We start from the raw sequence: 21,589 nt of genomic DNA, 5'->3' as shown, positions 1-21,589 counted from the left end.
CGGCATTTCGGCCGATGATCCTGCGCGCGCGTGGAGCGACCCTCCTGCCGGACCGCCACCGACCGGACAGGAGACCCCGATGACGACGTCCGTCGCCCGACCCGACCCCGACCGTCTCACCGACCCCGCACCCGGGCGGGCCCCGCTGCGGTGGGCGGCCGTCGCGGGGCTGGGGGCGATGGCCGCGGTGATCGGCGCGAGCACGGTGACGCCGTTGGACCTCCACCTCTCGGACGGCAGCGCCGCCGTCGCCGCCGGGCTCGCGGCCGCCGCCGGGGGCATGGTGTTGGCGCTCCCCTTGACGGCGCTGTTCGCCACGCTCCTGACGACCATGGTCGCGATCCTCGCGTGGTCCGTGCCGCGGTCCGCGCCCGGCGGGATGGCGTTGCGCATCGGGCTGGCCGGCGCTCTGCTCTCCAACGCCACCAGCTGCGTCTCCGCGATCTTCGGGGCGCTGGCTGTGCACCTGGCCGCCACGGGCGGCGACGCGGGTCTCGTCACGGGCATCTACACGGGTCAGTTCGTCGCGCTCGGCGCGTGCGTCTTCCCGGACACCGCCATGGTCGCGGGAATCGCCGCCGGCCTGCACCGGGCGGGGCTGGCCCCCCGCTGGCTGACCGCGGTCGGCGTCGTCGCGATCGCCGCGCGGCTCGTGACCGTGACCGCGCTCGACACCAGCGGACCGTTCGCCCTCGACGGCCCGATCGGCCTCGACCTGCCCTTCACCTTCGTCGTCTGGGTCGTCGCCGTGGCCGCGGTCCTGCTCGCCCGCCCGAGGGCGTAGCTACGCCCTTCCTGATCCTCTCGAATTCGGGACGAGGCGCATTCCGTGCCGAGTCCTCCGAGCCTCGGAGATCGTCAGTCGTGAGAGCGAGGCCACAGCGGGGAAGCCTCGGGGTGATCGTTGTCGACCAGGCGATGGGCGAGGGCGACCGCTTCCTTCCGGTCGGCCCCGTCGGTGTCGCTCGCGTTGATGGCGGCTTCGAGCAGGACGACCACGTCCTCGGCCTCGGCCGATGAGACGTGCGGGTATCCGGTTCCGAGCTCGTAGCGGGTACGCAGCACTCCGACCGCCTGCTCCAACAGACGGTCCTGGCTCTCCCTCGTGGCACTGTCAATCATGGCCGATGGCTCTCCTTCGTCATTTGTCGGACGCGCGCGGCGAGACGTGGTACGTGGCCCTCATCGGTTGCCGCTCCTGTCAGGAACTCGCTCCCGCTTCCGTCAGCACGTGACGAATCTCCTCGGTCGCGACACGTTTTCCGCCGGGGTGACTGAGCAGCGCCGACCCGACGACGAGGAGGTCCGCGCCGGCTTTCCAGGGCGCTGCCGCGGTACCGGCCGAGATTCCACCGTCCACCTCGACATGGACGGAGCGACCGGACCGATCGGCGATCTCGCGCGCCTCCGACACCTTGTCCTCCATCGCCTCGATGTACTCCTGGCCGCCGAATCCCGGGTTGACGGTCATGACCAGGATGTGATCGAGCTGATCGACGACGTGAGTCGCGAAGTCGAGTGATGTCGACGGATTCACGGCCACTCCGGCCCGGGCACCGAGATCCTTGATCATCGACAGCGTGCGGTGCAGGTGCGGACAGGCCTCGACGTGGACGATCACCGTGTTGCACCCTGCGGACACGAAGTCCTCGAGCACGGCGTCCGGCTCCTCGATCATGAGATGAGCTTCGAACGGCAGGTCGACGTGCGGGCGGCAAGCTGCGACGACGGCGGCGCCGAAGGTCATGTTCGGGACGAAGTGACCGTCCATGACGTCCCACTGGATTCGGTCGACACCGGCGCTCTGGAGGTCGAGGACCTCGCCGGCGAGACGGGAGTAATCGGCGCCGAGAACGGACGCGACGATGGCTGGTTCGGTCATCGATGCCCTTCGTCCGGAACGTCTCCGCCGCGCTCTCGGCGAGCCGGAGTCGCCGTTGGTGATGACGTGTCGTCGATGGAGTGTCCATGTCGCCATCGTCCTCGGCTCCTTTCCGACGTCACGCGCGGTCGTCGCGCTGAAACGAGACCGCCGTGATGTGGATTGACCCAGCCGCACGTTCGTCGTCGTATCCGCGGACGCGCAACACACGGAGTCGCGTCGACCATCATCGATGGAGCGAGCGTATTCGGAGCCGCGCTGTCGACGGATGGATGAGTCGATGGAGTGGCCCTCAAGTTACCATCACCCGACGACTCGGTATAGTGTTCGAGCCATTTCACTGCCAGAATCGAGTCGTGCGCGTCTAAGTCGCTTCTGACCATGCCGGGTTCGAGCTGAAGAACCACATCGTCCGACACCTCGATCTGTTGGGTCACGACGTCCGGGACATCGGTCCGCGAGAGCACGACCCGGACGATTCGTACGTTCCTTACTGCATCGAGGCCGGGGCGCGAGTGGTCGCCGACGAGGGCAGTCTCGGCGTCGTCATCGGCGGCTCCGGGAATGGCGAGCAGATGGCCGCCAACAAGGTCCGCGGTATCCGTGCCGCTCTCGCCTGGAGCATCGAGACAGCCTCCTTGGCGCGTGAGCACAACGACGCCCACATCGTCGCCATCGGCGCTCGCATGCACACTCACGAGGAGGCCGCAGCGATCGTCACCCGATTCGTCGACACCGCGTACTCGCGCGATCCCCGGCACGACGAGCGCATCGCGATGCTCGAACGCTACGAGCGGAGCGGCCGGCGGCCGCCGACGCCGGAACGCTGACGGCGGGGCGGAGGGCGGTGCGGAGGGCGGTGCGGAGTCGGACACCGGAGCCGTCACAGGCCGAAGAGATCGTGGAGCCGGCCGAGCCGGTGCACGGCCTCGACCACCTGGACCGTTCCGGCGCCCGAGCTCATCGCGACCGAGTGGCTCAGCGGACGGAGGCATTCGCGATCGCCCGGTCCGAGAGCGCCTTCTGCGCGGCGTCCCACTGGTCGTGGCTGCCTCGCCAGGTATCGAGGGCCGGACCGACGAGCGCTCGCCCGAAGGAGTACGTCAGCTCCCAGGGAAGGGGCGCGAGCTCGTTCATGGCGGCGAGGTTGGCCGTCGCTTCCTCCGGGTCCTGGCCGCCGGAGAGGAAGGCGATCCCCGGGACCGCCGGCGGCACCGTCTCGCGCAACGTGTCGACGGTGGCGCGCGCCACCTCGGCCGGAGCGGGCTGATCGGTGGCCTCGTCACCCGCCACGACCATGTTCGGCTTCAGGACGATGCCCTCGAGCACGACTCCCATGACGGCCAGCTCGTCGAACACCGACCGCAGGACGCCGCGCGTGACCTCCTGGCACTGCTCCAGGGAGTGGTCGCCGTCCATGACCACCTCGGGCTCCACGATCGGAACGAGACCCGCCTCCTGGCACAGGGCCGCGTACCGGGCGAGGGCGTGTGCGTTGGCGCGCTTCGCGCGGTCCGAGGGGAGGCCGTCGTCGATCGAGTAGACCGCGCGCCACTTCGTGAAGGTGGCCCCCAGCGTGACGTACTCCTCGAGCCGTTCACGGAGCCCGTCCAGTCCCTCGGTGACCTTCTCGCCCGGGGCTCCGGCGAGCGCCTTGGCACCGGTGTCGACCTTGATCCCGGCGAGCACCCCGATCCGGTCGAGCTCCTCGGGGAAGGCGGTCCCGTCCGAGAGCACCTGGCGGATCGTCTCGTCGGAGAGGATGGCGCCGCTGATCGACGCGGAGAGGTCGGGAGTGGTGAGCAGCAGCTCCCGGTACAGGCGCCGGTTCTCCTCGGTCGACTCGACACCGACGCTCTCGAGACGCTTGCCCATCGTCCCGACACTCTCGTCAGCAGCCAGGATGCCCCGCTTGTTGGACACCAGCGTCTGAGCAACTTCGGTCAGAGATGACATCAGAGTTCCCCTACCTCTCACGTGGAGTACCGCCCGAGCGGAAGAGATCGGCCCGCGCGCGACGACGAAGAACGATCACCAGCTACCGGTCGCGTTGCTCGGTGCTGGATCACGATGGCCCGAACGGGCACAGGCCGAATGGGCGCAGAAGGGGCGCCCAACGGCGGAGTGACACGTCGATCGGGCGCGCTCCCCGAGGGGGCGGAGGGAACGAGCCACCGATGTCGTCGGACGGCTCGAGGCACGCCCGACGGACGACAGTTGTAGCCGCCGCCGGTGAGGAGGCGCAAGCGCTGACGCGTGACGTCATGCCTTTCGGCCCGCGAGGCGCCTCCGCCGCCACGAGCATCGTCCCGGGGGGACGCCGGTGGCTCGGAGTAACCCTCTGACTCCCTCACGTAGGGGAGGCAGCGGTCCGTGCGCCGTGTCTAGCGTCACGTTCATGACCGTGGAGCTCACTGGCCGGCCACCGGCGCCGGCTGCAGCGAGGGACCCTCCCGCCCGACGCCGGGAGGCACGCGGACCGGCTGCGAGCCGGTGACAGGAGGCATGCGCGCCGTACCGACATCCGGTGCCAGGCAGGCGGGGGCGCCTGACCCTGGCGGACACCGGACACCCGATGCACGATCCGCACGCTCGCCGATGTCGGGGCTCGAGGACCTGACCCGTCGCGCGACCCTCACCGGGAGGTTCTCCCCCGGTCGATCGATCTCCTATCCGGACAGTGAGCCCGGGGACGGCTCGATGCCCCGCTGGCGGGCAGCCGGCCTTCCGGGCGAAAGGGGCTGTGTTCATGTCGACGTCGACATCGCACGAGGTGGGCACGGATGACGGCCACGATCACGTCGTCACGTTCGACGAGGCCGCGCACCTGATCACCTCGGAGCACAGCGAGATCCTCCAGGGTGTCGACACCGACGCATGGCAGCGGGCCGCAACCCTCATGGCCGGTGCCACCGGCGTCTTCACCGTGGGGACGGGGAGGAGCGGGCTCGCGCTGCAGATGGCCGCGATGCGTTTCATGCACCTCGGCAAGAACGCCCACGTGGTGGGGGAAACCACCACACCGGCGATCGTCGAAGGCGACGTGCTGGTCGCGGCATCGGGTTCCGGATCGACGAAGCGGGTGGTCACGGCCGCCCGCACCGCGGCCGACCAGGGCGCCACGGTGCTTGCGCTGACGACGGATCCGGAGTCCGACCTCGCGGATCTCGCCACCGAGACACTCGTGGTGCCGGCAGCCGACAAGCAGGACTTCGACGGCGCGAACTCGTCCCAGTACGCCGGGAGCCTGTTCGAACAGTCCGTCCTGATCCTCACGGACGCGCTCTTCCACGTCCTCTGGCAGACCAGCGGGACGTCGGCGCGCGACCTGTGGCGCCTCCACGCGAATCTCGAGTGACCGCCGCGGACGTCAACGTCAAACGATCCAGCAGGGAGGCAGGATTGTGAGACTGCAGCTCGCCATGGACGTGGCCACGCTCGACGAGGCGCTCGTCCTGTCCCGTTCCACAGCCGAGTACGTCGACATCCTCGAGCTGGGAGCCGCCCTGATCAAGAACGAGGGGACGGCCGCGATCAGCGCGATCAAGGGGTCGCAACCGGAGAAGACGGTCCTCGCGGACATCAAGACCGTCGAGGCCGGCGGGCTCGAGGCCGGCATCGCCTTCAGCGCCGGCGCTGACCTCGTGACGGTCCTGGACGGGGCCGACGACGACACCATCAAGGCCGCGGTCGCCGTCGCCCGGAGCCGGGGCAAGGGCGTGGTCGCCGAAATGATCACTGCCCACGACCTCGTCACGCGCGCTCGTGAGATCGTGCGGCTCGGAGCCGACTTCTGCGAGTTCCATGCGGGTCTCCACGGGCAGGCTCCCGGCGGTTACTCCATCCGTGCCGTGATCGAGGCGGGCCGTCAGTCGGAGGTCCCCTTCTCCATCACCGGCGGGGTGAACCTCGACAGCATCCGCGAGGTGCAGGGCTCGGGCGCGGTGGTCGCCGTGGTCGGCGCGGCCGTCCACGGTGCGTCGGACCCGCGCGCCGCCGCCCGCGGGCTCCGCGTCGCCATCGACACGGCCGCCGCGCGCGGCGAGATGCCGTGGGTCGGGCCGAGACAACCGCCCCACGGCGTCCCCAGCGGGCCGGGGCCGGGGCCGGGCGGCCCCGACCAACTCGCCGGGCCCGCACCGAGCGTCTAGCCGGGTCGATCTCTGCGCCCTGCTTCCACGGGCCGCGCACCACCGCGTCCCGGCGATCCTCCCCGACGAACGGTCCTTCCCAGCACGCGCCCTGTACGACGGGTGGTCGAACCAGGACCACTCCCGTGACGCCTGCTCGAGGGCGTGTGACGAGATGTGGAGTCCGACATGCAGGTCCAGAACGACTCGCTGCGCAAGCCGCGCGTCTATCTCGACGTCCTGGGGTCGACGGCGATCGCAGCGACCCACAGCGCCGCCCTGGCCTGCTCGGCGTGGGTGGGCCGGCACGACGCGGAAGCCGCGGACGGCGCCGCGACCGATGCCATGCGTCGCGCGCTCACGCACGTCCCCGGACGCGGGACGGTCGTCATCGGGGAAGGAGAGAAGGACGACGCCCCGATGCTGTTCAACGGTGAGGTCGTCGGGGACGGCGACGGCGGACCCGACTTCGACATCGCCGTGGATCCTCTGGAGGGCACGTCGTTCTGCGCGATGGGTCTTCCCGGCGCCATGTCGACGATCGCGCTCGGCGCACCGGGCTCCTTCTGGTCGCCTGGACCCGGCTTCTACATGGACAAGATCGTGGTTCCGCCGGCGGCCCGCGGCTCCGTCGATCTCGACGATCCCCCGGAACGCACCCTGCAGAAGGTCGCCGAGGCCCTCGGCAAGCCCGCGACGGAGCTCCGAGTCGTCATCATGGACAAGCCCCGCCACCGCGGGGCGGACGGGCTGATCGCGCAGGTGCTGGCGGCGGGGGCGAGAGTGCACAGCCCGCCGGGCGGTGATGTCGCAGGGGCGCTCGAGGTGCTCCTCCCGAACTCCGACACCGACCTCCTGCTCGGGGTCGGCGGTACCCCGGAGGGCGTGATGACGGCGGCCGCGGTCCGGGCACTCGGCGGCGGCATGCTGGGGCGGCTGGCGCCCAAGACCGCCGAGGAGGCCGCCGCGATCCGCGACGCCGGGATGAGCATCGAGCAGGTCTACGACCGCGACGATCTCGTCTCGGGGGACGCCGTCTTCGCCGCGTCCGGCGTCAGCGGCGGCGCGCTGCTGGCGGCGCCACGACGCGACGACGACAGCACTCTCGCCGAGTCGCTCCTGATCGCGAACGGATGGGTGCAGTTCATCCGACACATCACCTTCGAGCGGGCCCTCCCGCGGTGACCCGAGGCCGGGATCCGAGCCTCAAGGACCGCAGACCACCCAGTTCCGGGGGATGAATCGTGACGGTGCATCTGGATGATCTCCGCATCCGCACGCTCGGAGAAGGCCGTTACCCGTCGCCGTTCTCCGCGCGGCTCGCCGACAAGCAGACCTCTCCGCACTTCGTCCACGAGGACGACCGGGTGATGCTCGACGACACGATCTCGGTGATCGGGGCGACGCCTGCCGCGGACCTCCCGTCGTTCGAGACGGCCGGACCACGGCGGCGAATCTACTTCGACCCGGCCGTGACGACGGCCGGCATCGTCTCCTGCGGCGGGCTCTGCCCCGGCGTGAACAACGTGATCAGGGGGGTCGTCCAGGAGCTCACCGTGCACTACCGGGTACGGCGGATCCTCGGCTTCCGCAACGGGCTCCGGGGACTGACGGTCAAGTACCGGGACGACACGATCGATCTGTCGCACAGCGACTTCTCCGACATCACCCGGTCCGGAGGCACGATCCTCGGCAGTTCTCGTGGCGATCAGGACGCCGACGAGATGGTCGACACCCTCATCGCGCGCAACGTCGACATCCTCTTCGTCATCGGCGGCGACGGCAGCATCCGCGCGGCGATGCGCCTCGTCTCCGCGATCACCCGCCGCGGCCTCGACATCGCGGTGATCGCCATCCCCAAGACGATCGACAACGACTTGCCCTACACCGACCAGTCATTCGGTTTCCAGAGCGCGTTCGAGCGGGCGACCGACTTCATCGACGCGGTCGCCACCGAGGCCGCGGCCCACGAGCACGGCGTCGGCATCGTGAAGCTGATGGGTCGGCACTCCGGGTTCATCGCCTGCTACGCGGCGCTGGCCGACAACGGTGCCGACATGGTGCTCATCCCCGAGGTCCCGTTCGACCTCGACGGGGCAGAGGGTCTGCTGGCCCGCGTGGAGCATCACGTACTGAACCGGGGCCATGTCGTGATCGTCGTGGCCGAAGGCGCCGGGCAGGACCTGCTCGAGGCGGCCGGACACCTCGACGGGAACGGAGCGACCGACGTCTCGGGCAACGTCCGGCTCGGCGACATCGGGCAGTTCCTCACCGACCGCATCGAGGCGCACCTCACCCGGGTCGGACTCTCACCGACGTTGCGCTACATCGACCCGAGCTACTCCATCCGCAGCGTCACCGCCAACGCCTACGACAGCGTCTACTGCCTCCGCCTGGCGCACGCCGCGGTCCACGCTGCCATGGCCGGCCGGACAGAGACGGTCGTCGTCCGGTGGAGGCGACGGTTCGTGCACATCCCCATGCCGCTCATCACGAGTCACCGCAACCGCGTCGATCCCGACGGCGACCTGTGGATGTCCGTGCTCGAAGCGACCAACCAGCCCGAGACGCTCGTCGGGCGATGAACAGGCTCGCGGGCGCCGTCAGCAACGTGGACCGACACCTCAGGAGTGCATGGTCGTGAACAGTGTGGAAGCAAGTCCCTCGCGCGCCGACACCGGTGTCCTCGACGAGGTCACCTCCCTCCTCGCAGTCTCGGTGCCGGACGACTGGTCGGACCTCGACGCGCGTGCGGTCGACACCGTCCGCGTCCTCGCCGCGGACGCCGTCCAGCGGTGCGGCAGCGGCCATCCGGGAACCGCGATGGCGCTGGCTCCGCTCGCCTACACGCTGTTCCAGCACGTCATGCGACATGATCCGTCGGACCCGGACTGGGCCGGTCGTGACCGGTTCGTGCTCTCCTGCGGCCACTCGAGCCTCACCCTGTACCTGCAGTTGTTCCTGGCCGGCTACGGAATCGAGCTCGACGACCTCGAGCAGCTCCGCACCTGGGGTTCCCAGACTCCGGGCCACCCCGAGCACGGCCACACACCGGGTGTCGAGATCACCACCGGTCCGCTCGGCCAGGGCCTGGGTGCGGCGGTGGGCATGGCCATGGCGGCACGCCGCGAACGGGGCCTGTTCGATCCTGACGCAGCATCCGGCGACAGCCCCTTCGACCACGTCGTCTACGTCATCGCCTCCGACGGCGACATCGAGGAGGGGGTCACGTCCGAGGCGTCCTCGATCGCCGGCCGCCAACAGCTCGGCAACCTCGTCGTGATCTACGACGACAACCGGATCTCGATCGAGGACGACACGTCGATCGCGCTGTCCGAGGACGTGGCGAAGCGCTACGAGGCCTACGGCTGGCACGTCCAGTCGGTGCGCGGCGGCGAGAACGTGGCCGGCATCCGCGAGGCCCTCGACAGGGCGGTCGCCGAGACCGCCCGACCGTCCTTCATCGCCCTGCGGACCGTGATCGGTTTCCCGGCACCGGAGAAGATGAACACCGGCGCCGCGCACGGCTCGGCGCTGGGCGCCGACGAGGTCGCGCGCGTCAAGACGATCCTCGGCTTCGATCCGGACGTCAGCTTCGCCGTCGACGACGACGTGCTCGCGCACACCCGGGCCGTGGGTGAACGGGCCCGAGAGGCGCGTCGTGCCTGGCAGAAATCCTTCGACGCGTGGGCGCGGGACAACCCGGATCGCCACGAGCTGTGGGATCGGATGCGCCGGCGCGAGCTTCCCGCCGGCTGGGTCGACCATCTGCCGGACTGGAGTCCCGACGAGGACCCGGTGGCCACCCGGAAGGCGCTCGCGAAGATTCTCGAGAAGGTCGGCGACCAGCTCCCCGAGCTCTGGGGCGGATCGGCCGACCTCGCCGAGAGCAACAACACGACGATCAAGGGGGCCGACTCGTTCGGCCCGAGCACCATCAAGACCGAGATGTGGGGCCAGGCGTCGCCGTACGGGCGCACGCTGCATTTCGGCGTTCGCGAGCACGCCATGGGCGCCATTCTCAACGGGATCACTCTGCACGGCGGCACGCGCGTGTACGGCGGGACCTTCATGGTCTTCAGCGACTACATGCGTCCGGCGGTGCGGCTGGCCGCACTGATGAAACTGCCGACGATCTACGTGTGGACCCACGACTCGATCGGGCTGGGTGAGGACGGTCCGACGCACCAGCCGGTCGAGCACCTCGCCGCGCTGCGTGCGATGCCGGGGCTGGCCGTGGTCCGCCCGGCCGACGCCCGCGAGACCGCCGCCGCGTTCCGCCGCATCCTCGAGACGCCGGACGGGCCGACAGGGCTCGCCCTGACCCGCCAGAACGTCCCGATCCTCGACGGAGTCACCGCCGAGGGCGTCATGCGCGGTGGCTACACGATCGCCTCGGCCGATCCCACCGGGCCGAACGCCGGGGCGCCGGAGCTCCTGCTGATCGCCACGGGCTCGGAGGTCGCGCTGGCCCTCTCGGCTCGCGAGGTCCTCCAGGCCGAGGGGGTGCCCACCCGCGTGGTGTCCATGCCGTGCGTCGAGTGGTTCGACGCCCAGGACGAGTCCTACCGCGAGCGGATCCTGCCGCCCGCGGCGACCGCGCGAGTGGCCGTGGAGGCCGCGGTCGGGATGTCCTGGCACCGCTTCGTGGGCGACCGGGGCGAGATCGTCTCCCTCGAGCACTTCGGGGCCAGCGCGGACCACCAGACCCTGTACGAGCAGTTCGGACTCACCGTTGACGCCGTCGTCGACGCGGCACGCCGCACGTGGTCGCGTGCCTCGACATGAGCCCCGCCCGGGCAATTCCTGTCCGCATCGCCATCGGGATCGACCGTCGAACCAAAGAGGAGAGGAATTTCCGATTCGTGCGGCCGGCGAGGGCCGCGGTGGTGGGCGGTCCGATTTCGGATCGAACCGTCGAGCATCTCTCGTCGAGGCACGATGGTGCTCAATTCAAGACCGCTCCGACCGGGAGCACGTCGAAAACAGATCAGGAGACGCCGTGAAGCTGCAGGTAGCACTGGACGTTCCCACGCTCGACGAGGCGCTGACCCTGGCACGCCAGGTCGCCGAGTACGTCGACATCCTCGAGCTGGGGACCCCGTTGATCAAAGCCGAGGGTGTCAGCGCCATCGGTGCACTCAAGTCCGCCCACCCGAACAGGCTCGTGTTCGCGGACCTCAAGACCGCCGACGCCGGCCAGCTCGAGGCCGACCTGGCGTTCGCCGTCGGCGCGGATCTGGTCACCGTGATGGGCACGGCCGACGACGACACGATCCGCGGGGCCGTGGAGGCCGGCAAGAAGGCGGGCCGGAAGGTCGTCGCCGACATGATCACCGTGACGGACGACCGTGTACGCCGCATCCGCGAGGTCTCGCAGCTGGGCGTGGACTTCGTCGAGATCCACGCCGGACTCGACGAGCAGGCCCGACCCGACTACTCGATCGAGTCGCTGCTGGCCGATGGCCGCGAGGCAGGCGTGCCGTTCTCCATCGCGGGAGGGGTCAGCGTCCACACGATCACCTCGGTGAAGGAGGCCGGTGCGGAGATCGCGGTGGTCGGCGGGTCGATCTACTCGGCCGACGACCCCGCCGCCGCCGCGAAGGCCGTGCGCGACGCGGCAGGTCTTCCCCCCGTCGGTGAGGAGCTCCCCACGGTCGGCGCGCGGTGACGGGCTCCCGGCGCCCTGCCGACCTCGTCGGTCGGCAGGGCGCCGGGTTCCAGCTCGGCGACGGGACGCTGCCACCCCTCGTGACCGGGTACGCACCGTCGCCGACGGGGATCACCAGGGAAGGTCCGGGGGAGTTGAGCTCTCCGGTGACCGTCGTGATCATCGACGGTCACGAGATGGTCCGGGCCGGTATCAGGACGATGGTGGCCGGCCACCCCGAGGTCCGGGTGATCGGGGAAGCCGATGATGCACGCACAGGAGTGGAGCTCGCCGAGGAACTCGCTCCGGATGTGGTGCTCAGCGAGATGCGACTGGGTGACGCCGACGGGCTCGACATCTGCCGCGAGCTCGTCACGTGGTCCCCGGACGCGCGTGTCGTCATCCTCACCGCACACGATGACGAACACTTCCTCACCCACGCGCTCGAAGCCGGTGCGCGCGGCTACCTGCTCAAGAAGGTCTCCGCCGAGGAGCTCGTCTCAGCCATCCTCCGCGTCCGTGCGGGCGAGGTGGTCGTCGACCCGAGAATGCCGCCGGCAGCGCCGTCGACCGTGACCCGGACCGAAGTGTGGGAGGAGCACTGGCCCGGCGGACGCCTGGGACTGACCCTGCGGGAGAGCGAGGTCCTCGCGCTGATCGTGGTCGGTATGAGCAACAGCGCGATCGCCCGGCGGTTGGTCGTCGGCGAACAGACCGTCAAGACACATGTGCGAGCGATCTACCGCAAGCTCGGGGTCCACGATCGCGCCTCAGCTCTCGCCGCGACGTTGCGCGAGGGACTGTTCCACTGACGGGTCGCCGCCTCGCGCGAGCCGGGGACGCCGGGCACCGGGTCATCGGTCCCGGTGGCGATTGCGGCAGCACCGACTCCGGAGTCCGCGGAGGTCGGTGCACGTGTGGGTCGGGCGCGGTGGCGGCGCTCAGGTGCTGATGGCCTTGTCGCGTGAGCCGAGCGGGTCGGGAACCGGGGCCGTGACCGTCACCGTGGTGCCCTCGCCGGGGCGGGTCGTGACGTGCAGCGTGCCGGCGAGGAGTTCGGCGCGTTCGCGCACCGAGGCCAGCCCGAATCCGCCGTCGTCCCCGGCGTCCTCCGATGTCGCGGTGGGGGTGAACCCGATGCCGTCGTCAGCCACCACGAGGCGCACGTCGCCGCCGTCCGTGTCGAGTCGAACGGTGATCCGGCTGGCCGCTGCGTGCTTGATCACGTTCTGCAGGGTCTCCTGCGCGATGCGGTAGATCGCGGTCTCGACGTGGTCGGGAAGGTCGACGTCGTCGGAAACGGCGAAGGTGGCGATGCCGCCAGGGGTGCCGTGGACCAGGGCGGCGAGCGCCCCGGTGAGGCCGAGATCGTCGAGCACGGGAGGCCGGAGCGCGCCGCTGACGGCGCGGGCCTCGCCGTAGGTGCTGTCGACGAGGGCGCAGGCGGCGGCGATGTCGTCGCGTGCCGAATCCGGGTCGCCGCGATCGAGATGGGAGATCACGGCGTCCAGGTGGTAGGAGAGCGAGACCAGCCCTTGCGAGACTCCGTCGTGGATCTCGCGGGCCAGGCGGCGCCGTTCGGTCTCCTGCGCGGCCACGATCTGTTCGGCGAAGCGCTCGTGGGCGCGTTCCCGGGCGGCGAGCTGACGGTGCATGCGGGCCTGGTGCACCCCACCCGCCAGGAGACGCCCGATCGCGAGCAGGAGGCGCACGTCGCGGTCGTCGAAGTCGTGTCGCTCGCGGGTGTGCACGTTGAGCACCCCGGTCAGCCCCCACGGAGGGCTGATCATCGGGACCGAGACCATCGAGGTGAACTCCTGGCCACGCAGCGCCGGGATGGGCAGGTAGCGCGGATCGGCCTCCTTGTCCTCGAGGATCACCACCGGCTCCTCGTGGCTGGCCACCCAACCGCTGACCCCGTGACCCAGGGGCAGGTGCACCGACCCGACGTGGGCGTCGAAGGGTGGCGTGGCCCCGAGCAGCGTCAGCGACTGTTCGGAGTCGTCGAGGACGTGGACGAAACAGACGTCGGTGGCGGTGGCGTCGGTGATCACCCCGGCGACGGCGGCGGCTCGCGATTCCGGATCGGGGCCGCTCGCTGTCGCCTCGATGATGGCGAGCAGGACGGCGTTCTCGCGCTCCGGGTCGGCGAACCCCAGGCTTCCGATCATCCGTTCCGCCCCGGCGCCGGTGCGCTCTCCGGGTCCGTGCGTCTCCTGGTCATCGGAACACTCCCTCTCGCAATGCCAGCGCCACCGCCGCCGTGCGGTCGCCGACTCCGAGCTTGCGCAGCACGGCACGCACGTGGGTCTTCACGGTCTCTTCCCCGACGACGAGACGGGCCGCGATCGCACGATTGGTACAGCTCGCCACCAGCAACGCCAGTACCTCGCTCTCGCGATGGCTGAGACCGAGGTGCGCGCCGGGCCAGAACTCGTCGCGGTTGAGGCGTGCGGCCGAGCTGACCGCCCGACCGGCCATCCTGGGGTCGATGACCGTCGTACCGTCCGCCGCGAGCTCGAGCTGCGAGACGAGCTCCTCGCCGTGGATGTGCTTGAGCAGGTAGCCCGATGCACCCGCGCGCAGCGCCTGGAACAGGTACTGCTCATCGTCGTAGACCGAGAGGAGCACCACCCGGTGCACGAGGGTCTGCTCTCCGAGGCGCCGGCACAGATCCAGGCCGCTCTGGCCCTCCAGGCGCACGTCGGCGAGCACCACGTCCGGGGACTGCGATGCGATGACCTCGAGCGCCTCGTCGACCCCTTGCGCCGAGCCGACCACGCGAACCCGTTCGGTGAACGGCGCGAACATCGCCTTGAGCCCGGCGACAACGACCTCATGATCGTCGACCACGACCACCCGCAGCGGCTTTGTTGCGGTTGGTGTGATGGACGCCATCACGTCAGTCTAGGAGAACGACCTGTCACCGGGCAGAGGTCGAGTGGTGAACCGGGTGGGGGTTTCCGGAGACCTGGGCGCGCCGGCATCGGGCCCGGTGCTCTCCGATCGTGGCCCCGACTCGCGAGCCTTCTCGCCGCGACCTCGCCGGATCGTCACGCAGACATCGTGTCTCGAGCGCTTTCTCGACCGGTTTGCCCACTATCGAGCCCACTATCGAGCCCGACAATCTGCGACATACGGGCGGCGTGACATCGGAAAGCGGCTCGCAGCGAGTTGGGTGGCCGCAGCCCCGAATCCGGCAGCGAGGCGAACTCCGGATCCGCTCCTCGGCTCACGACGACGATCGAAATGGGCACCGAGAGACACGGTCACCCCGGAGTGAACGGTCGGTCGGTGTCACTCGTCCCGAGTGCTCGCAGGGTCGCGAGGAGCCACGTGGGCCGCGCCCACGGCGACCTGGTCGTCGGTAGCGAGAGCCTTCACGGTCGGAAGGTGGTCGCCCTGCGCGAAGCCCGCAAGAATTGCGGCCTCGAGGTGCCGCTGGTGGGTCTCGGTGTCTCTCGGAGCTCTGGAACCCTCTGACCTTCGGTGGGCGCGGCAGGATTCGAACCTGCGACCGACGGCTTGTAAGAACGCGGGAAGGTGCTTCTCAAGGCTCCTACCAGGGCCTTTGTTCTCGCTGGCGTGTCTCTGAGGGCTCCACGAGCCTCTGGTAGACCCCAATTCGCACCACGACCCGCACCACGCGGAGGGATCTCGAGGACAGTCGCTCTCCGACCTCACCGAGCAAGGGCGCTCTGCTCCCCGTCCAAGATGAACGACCCGTCAGCGCGCTACGGCCCACGCCTACAGACGTTCTACCGCCAGATGGGTGGCTCGCCTATGGGCTCCGCGCAGCGTGGGTAGGAACGGGATATGGCCTCGCGCTGGACCGCACCGCCGAACTGGCCTCAACCACCGCGCGGCTGGGAAGCGGCCGCAGGGTGGCGACCCGATCCCGCCTGGGGCCCGCCGCCACCGGGATGGGTGTTCTACCAGGACGATGATGACCGGCCCGGCGCTGACGGCGACCTCGTATGCGGGCAGGGGACCAGTCGCAAGGCGGCCAAGCTTGCCTCGCGGCTCGAGCCCCACCTGGACGAGGCAGAAGAACTTCGTGGCCTGTTCCTCGTCAACTCGTTGCGACCGCTGCTCAACATCTTGGCCGTCACGTCCGCACGCCTGATCTTCGGTACTGACGATCTTCATCGCCGCCCACCGAAGCTTGTCCTGAACCCTGAGGACCTGGTCGGCTTCGCCTTGCCGAAGGGCAGGATGGGTGTCCGCCTGGTTCGCGACGACGAGCACGGGCAGCCGATAGCCATCACGACGCTGGTACACGAGCGCGACACCGAGGCCCTCGCAGCGCTCGTGAGCGATCTTCGGTCTCGCCCGATTCCGCCTGGACCACCGCGCGGGAGCCGCGTCGGCACGGCCGCGCCGTCGGCAGAGGTGCCGCGCGATCGAAAGGCGTCTCGCGAAGACCGAGTCGCCGACGTCGAGCGCCGCGGCTCGGAGCTGCTCCGACAAGCTGCGGGTAGGGCAGCCGAGGGGGATGTCCAGGGCGAGGAGCGACTGATTCACCGCGCGCTCCAGCTACGCTCTGAAGGCCCAGTCTTCGCCCGCGGCGCACTCAAGAAGAGCCTGCAGGCGCAAGTCGATGAGCTTGTTCAAGCTGGCGAATTACGGCGACGGGCGCGCTTCATCGGCACCGTTCACCAGCTGAATCCGGTGGGGTTCGGCTCGATGCCACAACTCATGGTGTACGACGACCGCATCATCCTGGCCGACGCCTGCCAACTGTTCGATGGCGACGTCAGCGCCTCGGTCGAGTGCGATGGACAGGTTCTCGTCCATCACCGACCGACCATGACCCGTATGGCTGCTGGAGCGGTGCTGCCGGGATCGGCGCTCCTCGTCGGGATGGCGACGGCCAAGAAGGAGACCACGGACACGCGCTCCGCTCGCTTCATCGTCGTCCACCCCGAGTGGCGGTTCTCGATCGCGATTAGCCCCGATGCCCTTGGTGAACCACGGGCGTTGGCAGCACAGATCAACAGGATCGCCGACACGAAGCGAATCAGCGGCGGCGGTGCTGACGACAAGCTGTCCAAGCTCGAGCGGCTCGCCGCCCTTGTTGCGTCGGGGCGCTCGGCGCATCGGAAGCTGAGCGCCTGCGCGGCGAAATCCTCCGCAGCGAGCAAGTGGCGACTCCCGCCGTGCCCGGTCCCGGCCGCCGCCGCGGTCGGGGAGCGCACCACCGAAGAGCGCCTCAACGCCGGGGAGGCCGGCGCGGTCGTCACCGAGTCCCGCCTGAGCCTCGAGGAGTGGACCACCGGCGCCGTGGGCGAGACGGGCGAGGCGTCGCCGGTCCCGACCAGGGCGACGCGCCTCTCGACGAGCGGGTCACGCCGACCTGGACCTGTGGGTGATGGCGTCGATGACCGCCGCGACGGTTTGATCGGTCGCGGCGACATCCGCAGGACCGGCCTCGGATGCGGCTGAATCATTCACGTAGGCCAGCGCGCAGAACGCCTCGGCCGCCCGATCATCGTGAATGGCGAGCTCTTTCAGGGCGTGCTCGGCGCAGATGTCTCCGCTGAGGGCGGAGGCGAACAGCGCGCTGACGGGGTCACGGTGGCGACGGCTTGATGCTGAGGCGGTCATGCTCAGGTTGACGATGTGTGCGGTCGACCGGTTCCCTCTGGATCGCCGCCACGACGTCTCCTGCGCACGCCGCCGCCGTCCGCGACGCCGCAGCTATCGCGCCACGCGACGTCACTTAACGGCGGCTGGCTGCCGATTGCCGTTGTCGGCGTGGTCGCCTCAGTCTTGGTCGATGCGAGATCGCAGTGAGCCTGCGTCGGATGATCTCGCACATCGAGGCGGACTGGAACTCTTTCCCCGGCCACCACGACATCCGCTCCGCCTGGGCCCGCGGCCATCCGGCGGTCTTCGTGAACACCAGCTTGTTCCTCGCGCTCGCGGACAGCGTGCTCACGGACGGGGCCGGGGCCCCGCACGCAGGTCGCGCAACCGTCGGCTGGCGAAGCGTCAACCGATCGACCTCGGCGATCAGATGTACGGCGAGCGCGTCTGGTCGGCCTGGACCGGGGCGCGCGTCGACGTCCCGCCTCGAGCTCGGCAACAGCGAGGCCGTGTGTGCCGATGTCGAGACGACCCCTCGAACTGGCGAGCCGAGCTCGCCGCTCACTTCCCGGACAGCTCCAGAATCTCGTCGAGCGCGCGTTGGGTGCTCTCGCGCAGGAGCTCCTGGTCGGTGTAGACCGAGGCGTCCACGTTGAGCGCGATGCAGGCGGTGTCGACGTGTGTGACCATCGTCGCGCACATCGTCGTGCCCGGTAGAGGGCCGAAGGTCCACATCCGCTCGAAGCGCGCCCCGGCGATGAAGACGGGCTCCCGTACGCCGAGCCACGAGCTCGTCGTCAAGACCGCGCTCGTCGTCAGGGCGCCGAGCGTCGCCGCGACGACCCCGCCGGGGAGGAGGTTCATCGCCGGGGTGAGGGTGTTGATGAAGTCCAGCGCCTGTTCGCCGCGGAGCTTCTCCACCCGCTCGCGCATGAGTCGGATGCGCTCGGCCGGGTCGGCGACGCTGGAAGGCGCCGACCAGAAGGCGGCGGTGAAGCGGCTGCCGCCCATCGGGTCCTTCGGGTCACGTACCGAGACGGGCATCGAGATCGGGACATCATCGATCTCGGTGGCCTTGCCGAGGTGGTAAAGGTGCAGCCCACCGAGCACGGCGCAGACGAACGCGTCGTTGACGGTGCCGCCGACCGACTTGGCGGCCTTCTTCAGGTCGGCGATCGGACACTCGAACACCTCGAAGCGCCAGTTCATCCGGTCGCCGCCGCCGGCGAGGATCGGGCTGTGCGTGGGAGGCGGGGGCGAGGCGACCCGTACCAGCGAGCGGACGTAGTCGATCACGTCGCCAGGGCTGCGCAGGGCCCCGAGAGCCCGCGCCGCCGCGCCCTTGACGAACCCGGGCGCGCCCTCGACCTGGCCCTTCACCCCGTGCAACGCCGCGGTGAGCGGCGAGTGCTGCGGGCGCTGCGGAAGGTCGGGGAGCGGCTTGTCGGGCTGGTGCTCCGGGGTACGGCTGAGCAGCCGGGCCATGAGCTGGGTCGCCCCTGCCCCGTCCATGAGGACGTGGTGGCAGTGGAGCAGATAGGCCGCCCGACCGCCCTCGAGGTTCTCGACCAACACCCCGCGCCAGGGCGGGCGCTCGGCGTCGAGCGGCTCCACCGCGAGGGTCTGCGCGATCTCGAGGAGCTGATCCATCGAGCCAGGATCGGGTAGGGCGACTCGGCGCAGGTGATGCTTGAGGTCGAACGCTGGGTCGGGCGACCACAGCAGCGGTCCGGTCGGCACGGCGGGCTCGACGACCCGCTCGGTGAACCGCGGCACCATCCGCAGCGCCCACTGATGGGCGTTCCAGAGCCGCTCCCACTCCGGTTCGGCGTCGAGGACGATGGCCACGACCGCGGCCCACGAGTCGGCCGGAGGACGCGACGTCCGCCACATCAACGAGTCGAGCGCGTTGAGCTCGGTCCCGGTACCCCAGGCGGCCAGTTCGGCCCACGCCCGGCGGGCGTCCTCCTGGTCTTCGTTCGACGTGGTCATGCGATCTCCTGGTGGGAGCGGCCGGTGAGCGGGGGCGGACCCGCCACGACCCGCAGCGGGGCGGCGAGACCGAGGATCTGGGTCAACCGACGACGGCCGCGGCGCGCGAGCCGAACGACCGCGCGCACCACCCCGGTCTGGCGGGGACGGGCGTACCACGCGACCGGTTCGTGCCCTGCCGGTAAGCGGTCGGGGGGCGGGGCGGTGCCGCGGTCGAGCTCGTCCAGGAAGCCGAGGACAATCTGGTCGAAGACCTCCGGCCACTCGAACATCGAGCAGTGCCCGACGTCTTCGAGCACCGCGAGTCGGGCGCCGGGCAACGAACGGCGCAGCCGATGCGCCGTCGACAGCGGGATGAGGTGGTCATCGCGACCCCAGATGAGCATCGTCGGGCACCGCACACGGACCGGCTCCGCGGCTCGGACGACCTCGACCCCGGAGGCGACGGCGTCGGCGAAGCCGGGCGCCTTCATCGCGGGGATGACCTCGCGGGCGAGGTCGGGGTCCAGGGTGGTGGGTCGCTGGACCGCCCACCGCAGGAACATCCAGCGCAGGCTGGGGTGGGTGGCGACGAGATCGAGCAGCGGCGTACGGCGCACCACGGCGTCGAAAAGGCCGAAGCCCGCTCCGATCGCCGCCAGCCGGGCCCGGCCGAGCCCTACGCTGCCCGCGGAGACGAGGACGAGGCCCCGCGCGAGACCCGGGCGGCGCTCGGCGACGAGGGTGGCCACGAGGCCGCCGAGGGAGTGCCCGACGATCACTGCCGACGTGATCCCGAGATGGGCGAGCAGCCCGTCGATCGCCTCGACGAACTCGTTGGCCCCCGAGTGCGCGGGCAGGCTCTCGGACCGCCCGAAGCCTGGCAGGTCCAACGCGATGACCCGGTGGCCACGTGAAAGGGCCGGGATGTTCTCGAGCCAGGACTGCCACGACCCGCCGAGACCGTGAATGAGCACGATCGCGGGGCCCTCGCCGACGTCGGCGTAGCGCAGGGTCCGGTCGGCGACCCGATAGTCGTGCACATCCTCGTCCGGCAGCGCGTATCCCGGTCCGTGCGGATGGACCATGGTGCCCTCCACGAGAACGATGTCTCGGCTAGGTGTCGGTGCTACTGTATACAGCCATCTTGACCTCGCCAAGAGGCCGCCAGGTCCCGCCCCCGACGTCCTTCGCCGCAGTGGGACCGTCTGAAGCTCCGGAGCACTGATGTACATCGACGTCCATGCGCGCATGATCGAGGGCATGCTCGAGTCAGCGGGCCCGTACGTTCCCGAACGGCCAAGACCGCGGCGATGAAGATCTCGGGTGGGGCCGTCCGCGGCCAACTCGAAGTCCCTCTCCGAAACCACCATCTCGTCTCCCCCTCCGCATCCCATCTGGAGTACCATCCCGTGAAGCTCGCGCGCGCTGTTCTCCCCGACGGCACGATCGCCGCCTGCCGCATCGATGACACACAGGTGATCCCTCTCATCGTGGAAGGCGGCGGCGAGGGGGAATCGATTCTCCGGGCAGTCTCCGGCGGGGAACTGGTGGGGCCGGGCATCGATCCGGTCCCCGTCGCCGACGTGCGGTTCCTGTCACCGTTGAGCCAGCCGTCGAAGATCCTGGCCGTGGGCCTCAACTACAAACCGCACGCCTCGGAGGTCCAGCTCGACATCCCGGAGAACCCGCTGTTGTTCTCCAAGTACCCGTCCTGCCTCGTCGGGCACGGCGACGCGATCCGCTACCGGACGGCCGACACCACGAATGTCGACTACGAGGCCGAGCTCGCGGTGGTCATCGGAAAGGTCGCCCACCGGGTGGCCGTCGACGACGCCCTCGACCATGTGTTCGGCTACACCGCCTGCAACGACGTCTCGGCTCGCGACGTCCAGTTCGCCGACGTCCAGTGGGTGCGGGGGAAGTCCTTCGACACCTTCTGCCCGCTCGGGCCGTGGGTGGTGACGGCGGACGAGATCCCCGACCCGCAGGACCTCGAGGTCTCCTGCGTGGTGAACGGCGAGACCCTCCAGCAGGCCAGTACGTCCGACATGATCTTCGGTGTCGCCGAGATCATCAGCTACTTCTCGCAGACCATGACGCTCCTGCCGGGAGACGTCATCGCCACCGGGACCCCGGCAGGCGTCGGCTACACGCGGACCCCGCCGGTCTTCCTCCGCGACGGCGACTCGGTGTCGGTGACGGTCGAGCGCGTGGGCACGTTGACCAATGCGGTGTTGGTGGAGACCTGATCCCCGGTCGTCGACCCGACGACGGAAAGGGCCCTCGGGCAGGAGTTCCCGCCCGGGGGCCCTTTCCTGTGCACGGCGCGCGGAGCCGGCGGATCACCGGTCGTGGAGGAGGTGT

At 69.8% G+C, this 21,589-nt stretch carries 17 protein-coding genes and 1 pseudogene; 11 read left to right on the top strand and 7 right to left on the bottom strand.

The features are described from left to right. Positions 1-79: 79 nt before the first annotated feature. Positions 80-784 carry a hypothetical protein gene (locus tag ACR9E3_RS17405; protein WP_460381662.1) on the top strand — a complete coding sequence of 235 codons (705 nt, stop codon included), beginning with the start codon at positions 80-82 and terminating at the stop codon, positions 782-784. A 74-nt stretch (positions 785-858) separates the two neighbouring features. Here the strand turns inward: ACR9E3_RS17405 and ACR9E3_RS17400 are convergent, their stop codons facing one another. Then, entirely contained in the window at positions 859-1,122 is a 264-nt protein-coding gene (locus ACR9E3_RS17400; RefSeq protein ID WP_460381660.1) for a hypothetical protein, read from the bottom strand. A 79-nt stretch (positions 1,123-1,201) separates the two neighbouring features. Further along, a complete protein-coding gene (gene rpe, locus ACR9E3_RS17395) occupies positions 1,202-1,882 on the bottom strand; it encodes a ribulose-phosphate 3-epimerase (protein ID WP_460381658.1) in 681 nt (226 codons plus the stop codon). Between the two features lie 368 nt (positions 1,883-2,250). On the opposite strand from rpe, the pseudogene ACR9E3_RS17390 reads away from it, so the two are divergent. Beyond that, a pseudogene (locus tag ACR9E3_RS17390) lies at positions 2,251-2,712 on the top strand (ribose-5-phosphate isomerase); the annotation flags it as partial. A gap of 148 nt (positions 2,713-2,860) precedes the next feature. On the opposite strand, the gene ACR9E3_RS17385 reads toward ACR9E3_RS17390, so the two are convergent. Further along, positions 2,861-3,838, bottom strand: a complete 978-nt coding sequence (locus ACR9E3_RS17385; protein ID WP_460381656.1) for a class I fructose-bisphosphate aldolase — start codon at positions 3,836-3,838, stop codon at positions 2,861-2,863. A 724-nt stretch (positions 3,839-4,562) separates the two neighbouring features. Here ACR9E3_RS17385 and hxlB point away from each other — a divergent pair. The 7 genes from hxlB (at position 4,563) to ACR9E3_RS17350 (ending at position 12,474) form a co-directional block, all read left to right on the top strand. Then, a complete protein-coding gene (gene hxlB / locus ACR9E3_RS17380) occupies positions 4,563-5,240 on the top strand; it encodes a 6-phospho-3-hexuloisomerase (protein WP_460381654.1) in 678 nt (225 codons plus the stop codon). A gap of 46 nt (positions 5,241-5,286) precedes the next feature. Continuing rightward, on the top strand, positions 5,287-6,033 hold the full coding sequence (locus tag ACR9E3_RS17375; RefSeq protein ID WP_460381652.1) for an orotidine 5'-phosphate decarboxylase / HUMPS family protein: 747 nt from the start codon (positions 5,287-5,289) through the stop codon (positions 6,031-6,033). A gap of 168 nt (positions 6,034-6,201) precedes the next feature. Further along, positions 6,202-7,197, top strand: a complete 996-nt coding sequence (glpX, locus tag ACR9E3_RS17370) for a class II fructose-bisphosphatase (RefSeq protein WP_460381650.1) — start codon at positions 6,202-6,204, stop codon at positions 7,195-7,197. A gap of 59 nt (positions 7,198-7,256) precedes the next feature. Continuing rightward, positions 7,257-8,597 (top strand): ATP-dependent 6-phosphofructokinase, encoded by a 1,341-nt coding sequence (locus tag ACR9E3_RS17365; protein ID WP_460381648.1) that lies wholly within the window; start codon positions 7,257-7,259, stop codon positions 8,595-8,597. 49 nt (positions 8,598-8,646) lie between these two features. Beyond that, a complete protein-coding gene (gene tkt / locus ACR9E3_RS17360) occupies positions 8,647-10,800 on the top strand; it encodes a transketolase (protein ID WP_460381646.1) in 2,154 nt (717 codons plus the stop codon). A 214-nt stretch (positions 10,801-11,014) separates the two neighbouring features. Continuing rightward, positions 11,015-11,683 (top strand): 3-hexulose-6-phosphate synthase, encoded by a 669-nt coding sequence (gene hxlA, locus ACR9E3_RS17355; RefSeq protein ID WP_460381644.1) that lies wholly within the window; start codon positions 11,015-11,017, stop codon positions 11,681-11,683. Between the two features lie 146 nt (positions 11,684-11,829). Further along, complete coding sequence (locus ACR9E3_RS17350) at positions 11,830-12,474, top strand: response regulator (RefSeq protein WP_460381642.1); 645 nt, start codon at positions 11,830-11,832, stop codon at positions 12,472-12,474. A gap of 129 nt (positions 12,475-12,603) precedes the next feature. Here ACR9E3_RS17350 and ACR9E3_RS17345 read toward each other — a convergent pair whose 3' ends face one another. Both ACR9E3_RS17345 and ACR9E3_RS17340 read right to left on the bottom strand, forming a co-directional pair. After that, positions 12,604-13,833: a GAF domain-containing sensor histidine kinase gene (locus ACR9E3_RS17345; RefSeq protein ID WP_460381640.1), complete on the bottom strand. Its 1,230-nt coding sequence runs from the start codon at positions 13,831-13,833 to the stop codon at positions 12,604-12,606. A 49-nt stretch (positions 13,834-13,882) separates the two neighbouring features. After that, positions 13,883-14,560, bottom strand: a complete 678-nt coding sequence (locus ACR9E3_RS17340) for a response regulator (RefSeq protein WP_460381638.1) — start codon at positions 14,558-14,560, stop codon at positions 13,883-13,885. A gap of 1,029 nt (positions 14,561-15,589) precedes the next feature. Here ACR9E3_RS17340 and ACR9E3_RS17335 point away from each other — a divergent pair. Then, positions 15,590-17,107: a hypothetical protein gene (locus ACR9E3_RS17335; RefSeq protein WP_460381636.1), complete on the top strand. Its 1,518-nt coding sequence runs from the start codon at positions 15,590-15,592 to the stop codon at positions 17,105-17,107. A 705-nt stretch (positions 17,108-17,812) separates the two neighbouring features. On the opposite strand, the gene ACR9E3_RS17330 is transcribed toward ACR9E3_RS17335, so the two are convergent. Next, complete coding sequence (locus tag ACR9E3_RS17330; RefSeq protein ID WP_460381634.1) at positions 17,813-19,243, bottom strand: wax ester/triacylglycerol synthase domain-containing protein; 1,431 nt, start codon at positions 19,241-19,243, stop codon at positions 17,813-17,815. Then, positions 19,240-20,310 (bottom strand): alpha/beta fold hydrolase, encoded by a 1,071-nt coding sequence (locus ACR9E3_RS17325; protein WP_460381632.1) that lies wholly within the window; start codon positions 20,308-20,310, stop codon positions 19,240-19,242. Before ACR9E3_RS17325 ends, ACR9E3_RS17330 begins: the two co-directional genes overlap by 4 nt. A 225-nt stretch (positions 20,311-20,535) precedes the next feature. Between ACR9E3_RS17325 and ACR9E3_RS17320 the strand changes: the two genes are divergently transcribed. Continuing rightward, positions 20,536-21,474 (top strand): fumarylacetoacetate hydrolase family protein, encoded by a 939-nt coding sequence (locus ACR9E3_RS17320; RefSeq protein WP_460381630.1) that lies wholly within the window; start codon positions 20,536-20,538, stop codon positions 21,472-21,474. The last annotated feature ends 115 nt before the right edge of the window (positions 21,475-21,589 follow it).

It is taken from the genome of Actinomycetospora sp. C-140 (assembly GCF_054796175.1).
Note: the sequence above shows the minus strand (reverse complement) of the source record. Positions and strands in the feature narration are given on the sequence as shown.

Excerpts from the sequence above, each read along its gene's own strand:
- ACR9E3_RS17405 (WP_460381662.1), top strand. The coding sequence starts at position 80 with ATGACGACGTCCGTCGCCCGACCCGACCCCGACCGTCTCACCGACCCC.
- ACR9E3_RS17400 (WP_460381660.1), bottom strand. The coding sequence starts at position 1,122 with ATGATTGACAGTGCCACGAGGGAGAGCCAGGACCGTCTGTTGGAGCAG.
- rpe (WP_460381658.1), bottom strand. The coding sequence starts at position 1,882 with ATGACCGAACCAGCCATCGTCGCGTCCGTTCTCGGCGCCGATTACTCC.
- ACR9E3_RS17385 (WP_460381656.1), bottom strand. The coding sequence starts at position 3,838 with ATGTCATCTCTGACCGAAGTTGCTCAGACGCTGGTGTCCAACAAGCGG.
- glpX (WP_460381650.1), top strand. The coding sequence starts at position 6,202 with ATGCAGGTCCAGAACGACTCGCTGCGCAAGCCGCGCGTCTATCTCGAC.
- tkt (WP_460381646.1), top strand. The coding sequence starts at position 8,647 with ATGGTCGTGAACAGTGTGGAAGCAAGTCCCTCGCGCGCCGACACCGGT.
- ACR9E3_RS17345 (WP_460381640.1), bottom strand. The coding sequence starts at position 13,833 with ATGATCGGAAGCCTGGGGTTCGCCGACCCGGAGCGCGAGAACGCCGTC.
- ACR9E3_RS17340 (WP_460381638.1), bottom strand. The coding sequence starts at position 14,560 with ATGGCGTCCATCACACCAACCGCAACAAAGCCGCTGCGGGTGGTCGTG.
- ACR9E3_RS17330 (WP_460381634.1), bottom strand. The coding sequence starts at position 19,243 with ATGACCACGTCGAACGAAGACCAGGAGGACGCCCGCCGGGCGTGGGCC.
- ACR9E3_RS17325 (WP_460381632.1), bottom strand. The coding sequence starts at position 20,310 with ATGGTCCATCCGCACGGACCGGGATACGCGCTGCCGGACGAGGATGTG.
- ACR9E3_RS17320 (WP_460381630.1), top strand. The coding sequence starts at position 20,536 with ATGAAGATCTCGGGTGGGGCCGTCCGCGGCCAACTCGAAGTCCCTCTC.